Origin of the sequence: Alistipes sp. AM16-43, from assembly GCF_003435745.1 — a bacterium.
Classification (GTDB): domain Bacteria; phylum Bacteroidota; class Bacteroidia; order Bacteroidales; family Rikenellaceae; genus Alistipes; species Alistipes onderdonkii.
Map to the genome: position 1 here is coordinate 401,936 of NZ_QTUQ01000001.1, position 8,694 is coordinate 410,629.

Consider the following 8,694-nt stretch of genomic DNA (forward strand, 5'->3'; position numbering starts at 1 on the left):
CTCTTTGAAACGGAAAATCCCTGCGGGTTGCTGCTCGCAGGGATTTTCTTACAAACGGATGGATTGTGCCGTGTTACTCGACTTTGAAGCCTGCAACGTCCTCCATGCTGTTGGGGAAGATCTGATAGCCCCCCTTGTATATCTCCATGATACCACTCAGATCCGCCTTCTTTATTGCGATAGCTTCGTTGGCGAATACGGCGTGATTGGTCGTACGTGCCACCATCGGCAGTTCGGCGTCGTCGGTGAAGTTGACCGAAGTGGTCTTCTTATTCACGACCCAGGTCGTCGAATTTGCCGCCGGGGTGAGGTTCTTTACCGTCACATACTGGCCAACGTAATCTCCTGCCTGCGAAACGGTGATCTGGGGGACTTTCATCGTTACCTTCTCCTGAGTGGGGAAGATCGTCGCCATCCTCAACTGCGGCAGGTCATTGTTGATGTCGTACTTGGCGTATTTAAGGCTGACGATCACTTTCGTGCCCACAGGCAGGTCTTTCTCGGTGTAGTCGCTGCCCTTGATGATGATGCCCGTGTTGGCCTCGCCGGTGTTGTCCACCAGCGAAATGAGCTGGTAGAAGTTTCCTCCTTCGTTGTTGGCCGCCACATAGCCCTTCACGGCGATCAGTTCGCCCAGCGCATCGCCCGCATTCATCGTGGCGAGTTTGGCGTTGAGTTCTTTCACCGTGATGGCCTGGCTCTCGTCGGGCATGGTCTCCTGTTCTGCGAATTCGATCGACGTGGTCAGCGTATTGAGGTATTTGGTATCCGTCCCCGAAACACCGACGGTGTAGCCCGTGATGATGACTTTGCGGTCGACGAAATTTTCGATGTTCAGGTCGCTGTTGGGGTAGGCGATCGAGCCGACTACATTCGTACCCTCCACGGCGACATTATAGTGCCACTGATAAATCTGGTCGCGGTACGAGCTGAGGTTGCCTTCGTATTTTACATACTGGATCGTCGGGTTGTTGACATAGGCGTCGAACTGCGCTGCCCCGAAATCCGTCGGGGTGGGCTGCGTATAGCTTCCCGAGCCGTTCTTGGTGAGTTCCGACGTTTCGCCGAACTGCTTCATGCCTCCGTATTCCGACGTTGCGCCTTCGACGGTGACTTTGTCGCCGACGGTCATGCCGTGGTTCTTCTTGAATACGAGGATCGTACCCGTGGCGTCCTTTACGAGGAAGCCCTTCGAGTGGGTGCCGATCACCTGTCCTTCGACCTTGTAAACTTCGTCGATGGGAGCCGCCAGCACCTCGGCTATCGTCGAAAGCGGTGTCTCCTCTTCCTTACCGAACTCGATTGCCTGCCCGCCGTTGCCCGGGGTCAGCAATACGTCGTCGATACGGTTCACGCTGCTCATCTTGGCTTCGAACTTGATGTAGAGCGTGCCGGTGCCTGCCGGCAGGGTGAAGTCTGCTGTTGCGAGGCGCCACTCACCCGGTTCGTCCGCTACGCTGCCGAAATCGTAGTCGAGCGCCTGCGACCAGAGCTGCCCGTCGGCCGAAAGGCGCACCACGAAGTCGGACTTGATGAACGTGTTGGTGGCGCCCTGTGCGTAGCGCTGCGCGCCGAACGAGAGGCGAAGGTTCTGCGACGTTACCGCGATCTTCTGGATCGTGAAATAGTTGGGCGCCGTGCTGAAGAAGATGTTGTTTTTACCTGAACCGTCGTAAAGCGAAAGCGAACCCTTCGACGACTGGTTCGTACGTGCGGACATGCTCTTGAAGTCATAAGCCACGTTGGCGACGCCCGAGCCCTTGTGGTTGATCCAGCCTTCGAACTGGTCGAGGAACGGCCACTGGCCGCCGTCGCCGAAGGTTTGCGAGGCGAGCTCCTTGTCGAACGTGCTGTAGAAGATCGCTCCGTCGGGAACTTCCTCTTCGAATTCTCCCTCGTCCTTGATCTCCACGGGGATGGTGTACATATAGGTTTTGTACGAGCCGAAGAGCCAGCCGGTGATGGTCACGTTGTGGCTGTTGTACTTCTCCTTGAAATCGTCGCTCATGTAGTCCAGGCTGCCCTGCACCGAAGTGCCGTCGATCTCGACGTTGACGTAGTTGCCCGATACGAGGACGGTACCCTTGTAGGTCACGTATTTCACCTCGGGGTTTTTCATGTAGGCTTCGATTTCCGTTGCCGAGAATGCCGCGGGCTGCGGCTGGGTAATATCCTGGTGGCCAGTCTTGGTGAAACTGCAACCCTTGCCGAATTGCAGCAGGCCGTTGCGCGACTCGGTCTTGCCCGATACGGTGATTACGTCGCCGACGGCCAGGTCGTGGGCTTCGCCCTTGAATGCGTAGATGCGTGCGCCGTCCTGCTGGAGGAGGACACCCTGCTCGTTGGCGGCGATGACGCTTACGCCCTCGACTTCGAATGCCGAGCCGGCGCCGGCTTCGAGCACTTCGGCCAGCGTGGCCTTGTTACCCTGTACCGTGAAACGTGCTTCGGTAAGCTGGATGTCGTCGCCGTTGCAGGGCAGGAGTTGCAGTGTGCCGTTGTAGATGCCCGCGATACCTGCGATGGAACCGCTCTTGTCGGTCGGGATGGCATCCTGGGCATAGGATGCGGTTTGCAGGGTGCGGATTTTGTAGGACTTTCCGTCCTTGGTCTCCATGGAAACATTGCCCTTGTTCGAGTCGCTGTTCCAGGTGCCCGATTCCGACGCTTCGGGCTGCGTGTTTTCGATCTTTACGTATTGCGATTCGTACTGCGCGATTTTGTCTGCGGTGATGGCGATCGGGGCCAGCGGTTCGGTCTGCCCCACGAGTATGGGTTCGTTGTGGGTCGAAACCTGCAGCAGTCCGCTGAAGAGCTGTGCCGATGCGTCGCTGAGCGATACTTCGACGATGTCGCCGCGCTCGAAGGTGTTGTTAGACTGGCTGATCGAGAGTGCGAGGCCGGCACCGGCATCCTGCGTATCGTCGGCAAGGATTACGATGAAGGGCTGCTGATTTCCCCCCCCCTTGTCCGAGACTACGATACCGCACAGCGTCATGGCTCTGATCGCGTCCGTCAGTTCTTTTCCATCGGCAGAGGGATTGGTCGCCATGACGAGCTCGCGGATTTCCGCAATGTTCGTATTCGTCTCCCCTTCTTTGATCTGCCTTACGGAGCATGTGCCCGTGTCGGTGGCGCCCATGTAACCGGTTGCCGTTACGGTGATGGTACCCGTACGCGACGTGGCGTTCGCGGGGACGGTTACGGCTACCGTCGCAGAACCTTTGCCGCTGGTTTGCGACAGCTCGATCCATGCGTCGGCCTTGATCTGCCAGTTGAGCTTTCCGTTAAGCTCGATTTCGAGGTTTTTCGTCTGGGTTTGCGTGCAATCGAACGTCAACGATTGGGTAACCTCGATTTCAGGGATCAGCTTGTCGTCCTTGGTGTCGTCGTCCGAACATGCTGTCAGTGTTACTCCCAGCGCGAGGGTGAGCGCCGCGCAGAGTAATCTTTTCCAAAATGATAATTGCATCATGTGGTTGTGATTAAATTAGAAAAAGTGAGATTTGAAGTATTGCGTGTACTAAGGTAATAATTTTTAACTGTCCTGCTATGAAAAAGTGATGAAAAATTCGTTTCGGGCCCTAAAAACTACCGCATAAAAAATCCCCCATTCCGAATGAGGGATCGTGGTTTATTTGCAATCTGTTGGCTATCGGCGTCTTCCGGGCATGTTCGGCATCTTCATGTTGCCGCCGGCTACGGCCTTCATCATCTTGCGGGTATCCTCGAACTGTTTCATCAGGCGGTTCACGTCGGCCATCGTCGTGCCGCTGCCCTTGGCGATGCGTTCGCGGCGGTGTGCGTTGATGATTTCGGGGTGCTCGCGCTCGGCCGGGGTCATCGACGAAATGATCGCCTCGGTCTGCTTGAACACGTCGTCCGGGATGTCCACGTTCTTGAGCATCTTGCCTACGCCGGGAAGCATTCCCGCGAGGTCTTTCAGGTTGCCCATCTTTTTGATCTGCTGGATCTGCCCGATGAAATCGTTGAAGTTGAACTGGTTCTTGACCAGTTTTTTCTTCAGGCGGCGCGCCTCCTCCTCGTCGAACTGCTCCTGTGCACGCTCCACCAGCGATACGACGTCACCCATGCCGAGGATACGGTCGGCCATACGTTCGGGATGAAACACCTGCAGGGCGTCCATCTTCTCGCCGCTCGAAATGAATTTCAGCGGTTTGCTGACCACCGAGCGGATCGAGATCGCGGCACCGCCGCGGGTGTCGCCGTCGAGCTTGGTGAGTACCACGCCGTCGAAGTCGAGCCGGTCGTTGAACTCCTTGGCCGTGTTTACAGCGTCCTGGCCCGTCATGGCGTCCACTACGAAGAGTGTCTCCGAAGGCTTCACGGCCGCCTTGATGGCCGTGATCTCCTGCATCATCGCCTCGTCCACGGCCAGACGGCCCGCCGTATCGACGATTACGACGTTGAACGAGTTTTGGCGGGCGTATTTGATGGCGTTTTCGGCGATCTGCACCGGGCTTTTGTTCCCCTCTTCGGTGTAGACCTCCACCCCGATCTGCCCGCCGAGCACCTTCAGCTGGTCGATGGCCGCGGGACGGTATACGTCGCCTGCCACCAGCAGTACCTGGCGGCCTTTCTTGCTTTTGATGAATGCCGCGAGCTTGCCCGAGAAGGTGGTTTTACCCGAGCCTTGCAGACCCGCGATTAGGATCACGGCCGGGTTGCCCTCCAGCCTGATGTCTGTGGCCGTGCCGCCCATCAGTTCGGCCAACTCGTCGCGTACGATCTTGGTCATCATCTGTCCGGGCTTCACCGCCTTGAGCACGTCCTGTCCCAGCGCCTTCTGCTTTACCTGGTCGGTAAACGATTTAGCGACCTTGTAATTGACGTCGGCGTCGATCAGCGCACGACGGATCTCCTTGAGCGTCTCCGCTACGTTGATCTCGGTGATGCGCCCCTCGCCCTTGAGGATTTTGAATGACCGTTCGAGTTTATCCGTTAAATTTTCAAACATGGCTCAGCGAAATTTTGCCCACAAAGATAACGAATAATTCACAAAGAGCAAGGGCTGCGGCGATTTTCAGGGCACCTGGTTGCCCACTCTGCATTTTTCCGCATAAATGTTTGGAAGGCGGCCTTATTCTGTTACCTTTGCGGGCAGAAGCAACCTGTAAATTATGAAGAAACCAGTTTTTGCGGCACTCCTCGCGCTTCTGTATTGCGTCAGCGGGGCAGCCCAGAATACGAACGAGTGGCATACCCCCAAGGGGCTGCCCTCCGGCAACGAGATCGGAGTGCGATATGGCGCACAGCTTTTCATGGGGGACGGCCGTGGCCCGGAATTCGAGGCGATCAGCATCGACTACGCCCGGTACAACTATTATAATATAGGTTTCCGTACGGGGCTGAACCTGTTTTTCGACGACGAAGTCTGCGACTACTATTCGATCCCGATGCAATTCACCTGGCGCACGGAACGTATCCGGGGGCTGGTTTTCCCGGGCGACGGCGAGGCCGGGTCGTGGGTCGCCGCGGCATTGCTTTCGATCATTCCCAAGCAATTCGAAGCGCATACGGGTTTTACGCCGGGCATGATGCTGGGCCCGCTCAGCCGCGAGCCCTCCTCCGGGAATTTCCTCGTCAAGCACCGTTTCAGCTGTACCTATGACCTCGGGGTGCGGCTTATCATCCCCATCTGGCGGTTCAACCTCTACGGTGATTTCACCTACCATTGTTACCTGACCGACAATTTCGGGTTCGCCTTCGGGGATTACCGCCCGGGGCGTTCCTACATGGAGCTGGGCGTCGGCCTGTCGTTCAATTTCTGAGCCTATTTGCTGCCGGGATTCCCGAAATTCATGCTGTCCGAAATAAAACAGCGTGCGTCATTCCGTACTTTTCCAACAAAGTGTGTATTTTTGCATGGGCATATTTGATAGCAAGCAACGACTGAGATAAGTTTGACGTACACATAGGCCGGGCGGCCTGTCCGAACCGGAACCGCATTATTACAAAATCCAAGTTATGAGGAACCTCTTTTGCCATTTGAACCCTGTCCCGCGTATCGGGACGACGATCGCCGCGGCACTCTTGTCCCTGGCCGCACTCACGGCCTGCGGGGAGGCCGGAGCCCCCGAACCGCTCGACCGGTGGCACGACGGCGAGCGGGAGATCCGCACGACGGCCCCGGCCGTTACGGCGGGCCGTACGCTCCTGGCAGCAGGCGACTACGGCAACTTCCGCCTTACGGGGGAAGCCCTCACGCAGCCCGGTGCCCAGGCGGCGCTGCTCTTCCACACCGACGGCGAGTCGGGCTACGAGGTGGTTTTCCGCAACGGCGCCATCGACGGGACACGCAAGAGCGGTTCGCTCGCCTCCGTGCGCAACCTCTACCGTTCGCTGGCCGAGGACGGCGAGTGGTTCGGCTTCGAGGTCACTGTGCGCGGCCGTAACATCGTCGTCCGCATCGACACCACCGAAGTGGTCTGCTATACCGAACCCGAACATCCCTACCGCACCCAGGCGCACGCCCGGCAATTGTTAGGACACGGCGCGATCGCGCTGCGCGGCGTGCAGGGCGAAGTTGCGTTCCGCAACCTTGCAATCGAGCGCCTCGGCGCGCAGGCCCGCAACGAGGCCGACACACTGCCGCCCGTGGACGAACGCACCGACGGCGTGATCCGCTTCCAGCAGCGCGATTTCCCCGTCATCGACTACCACGTACACCTGAAGGGCGGCCTGACCAAGGAGCGGGCGCACGCCATGTCGATGAATTACGGCATCAATTACGGGGTGGCGCCCAACGCCGGGGAAGGCGGTGTGGGCCGGATGCTGGCCGACGACGGGGAGGTCTACGCCTACTTCGACGAGGTGGAGCGGATGCCCTTCCTGTGCGGCGTGCAGGGCGAGGGCCGCAAGTGGACGGCGACCTTCTCGCAGGAGGCCCTCGGCGTATTCGACTACCTGTTTACGGACGCCATGACCATCATAGACCACAAAGGGCGCAACTCGCGTATCTACCGGCCCGAGGAGGTGCACTACGACGGCGTGACGAAAGAACAGTACATGGATCATCTGGTCGACCAGACGGTGAAGATACTCACCAACGAGCCGGCCGACATCTACGCCAACCCGACCTACCTGCCCGACGACATGCAGGCCGATTACGACAGGTATTGGACTGACGCGCGCGTCGACCGCGTACTGGATGTGCTGGAACGCTACGGCATCGCCCTGGAGATCAACGCCCGCTATCGTATCCCGAGCTTCGACATCATCCGCCGGGCCAAGCAGCGCGGAATAAAGTTCACGTTCGGCACCAACAACGTCGACGCCGACTTCGGACGTCTGGAGTACTCGCTCGAGGCGGTGGAGAAATGCGGACTCACGGCCGGTGACATCTGGTTCCCCTCGATGAGCGTACGCCGCGAGCGTCCCGTCGTCCTTTATAACAAATTCGAGTAACGGATCGGGTTTATCTCGGTTTGCCTACCGCAGCAGGCCGGCTTCGTAGTAAATTACGATCTGCTCGATCATCTTGTCTTCGTTGTCCTTGTCGTACTGCGATTTGAGGTTCTGCCCGAAAATCCGCGATACGCCCTGCCAAAACCCCGCTACGAATCCGCCCCGGAACTCCTTGAGCACCTCGTAGGCCGTATATTCGGTTTCGCGGTCGATCAGCTTGAGCAACACCTTGCCCTGCGTGCGGGTCATGTGTTTCAGCACGGGCGTATATTCGTCCTTGATCTGGTGGTATACCTGCCTGATGTACTCCTTCTGCGCCTTTTTGGTCGGCAGGCGGCATAATTCCTCTTCCATGTCGGCCATCCTGGCTTTCGCGACCTTGGCGATGGGGTAGACCTTCTTCACGGCGTCGACCAGCTTGCGGTAACGGCGCAGGTCGACGGGGCGGCTGAACACGTAGACCGGCAGGATATGTACCAACGGTACCGAGTCTCCTTTTTCCACCGTCCATTCCTGGTGCCAGAAACCGCGGCCTCCCTGCGCACGTACCCCGGGGGACACGGCGGCCAGTATTACCAGAATCAGGAGACACTTTTTCATATCGGCGAAAATCGTTATCTTTGCGAACGGCGGACTTTCACGGGGCAGGCTGTGCCTTGCGCGTAGTTCGCGGGTCTGCCGTTGCGTCCGGCTTGCATTGGCTTTGCCGCGGACGAATCCGGCGGCAGTTCCGGAGTGGAGCCTCCCCTCCTGTACGCAGCCTGCACGGCCACTGCAAATGTAATTATTTATCGGATAAACGTATTACGCAAAATGGATATTATGCTGGAAAAAGGATTGTCGGCGCAGAGCCGGACGACGGTTACGGCCGCAAATACCGCCGCGACGATGGGGTCGGGCGACCTCGGGGTTTTTGCCACGCCTTCGATGGTGGCGCTTATGGAGCATGCCGCTATGACGGCCGTTGCTGCGGTTCTGCCAGAAGGCTCTTCGACCGTAGGGGCGGAGATGAACGTCACGCACATCAAGCCTTCGGGGTTGGGTGCCGAAATCACCGCCACGGCCGTGTTGACCGGTGTCGAGGGGCGCAAGCTGACCTTCAACGTCGGCGCCCGCGATGCCGAAGGGATGATCGGAGAGGGCGTGCACGTCCGTTACGTCGTGGATCGTGAGAAATTCATGGCCAAAGTCCGCTGACGTAGGTGGGGGACACCCGGCCGGCTGGCCGGATTTTTATATTTAACGGGCGCGGGGGCATTGCCCCCG

The 8,694-nt window shown here is 58.2% G+C and carries 6 protein-coding genes; 3 read left to right on the forward strand and 3 right to left on the reverse strand.

What is annotated here, in order from left to right; genetic code table 11:
• Window positions 1–73 precede the first annotated feature (73 nt).
• Window positions 74–3,475 (reverse strand): DUF5689 domain-containing protein, encoded by a 3,402-nt coding sequence (locus tag DW189_RS01625; RefSeq protein WP_141417511.1) that lies wholly within the window; start codon window positions 3,473–3,475, stop codon window positions 74–76.
• 177 nt (window positions 3,476–3,652) lie between these two features.
• Complete coding sequence (gene ffh / locus DW189_RS01630; RefSeq protein ID WP_117506644.1) at window positions 3,653–4,978, reverse strand: signal recognition particle protein; 1,326 nt, start codon at window positions 4,976–4,978, stop codon at window positions 3,653–3,655.
• A gap of 163 nt (window positions 4,979–5,141) precedes the next feature.
• Between ffh and DW189_RS01635 the strand changes: the two genes are divergently transcribed.
• Window positions 5,142–5,792, forward strand: a complete 651-nt coding sequence (locus DW189_RS01635) for a hypothetical protein (RefSeq protein WP_117506645.1) — start codon at window positions 5,142–5,144, stop codon at window positions 5,790–5,792.
• Window positions 5,793–5,988: 196 nt separating this feature from the next.
• Window positions 5,989–7,428, forward strand: coding sequence for a DUF1080 domain-containing protein (locus tag DW189_RS01640; RefSeq protein WP_117506646.1), 1,440 nt, complete (start codon window positions 5,989–5,991; stop codon window positions 7,426–7,428).
• A gap of 24 nt (window positions 7,429–7,452) precedes the next feature.
• Here the strand turns inward: DW189_RS01640 and DW189_RS01645 are convergent, their stop codons facing one another.
• Complete coding sequence (locus DW189_RS01645; protein ID WP_117506647.1) at window positions 7,453–8,028, reverse strand: DUF4294 domain-containing protein; 576 nt, start codon at window positions 8,026–8,028, stop codon at window positions 7,453–7,455.
• A gap of 222 nt (window positions 8,029–8,250) precedes the next feature.
• Between DW189_RS01645 and DW189_RS01650 the strand changes: the two genes are divergently transcribed.
• Complete coding sequence (locus DW189_RS01650; RefSeq protein WP_117506853.1) at window positions 8,251–8,625, forward strand: thioesterase family protein; 375 nt, start codon at window positions 8,251–8,253, stop codon at window positions 8,623–8,625.
• Window positions 8,626–8,694: the final 69 nt, after the last annotated feature.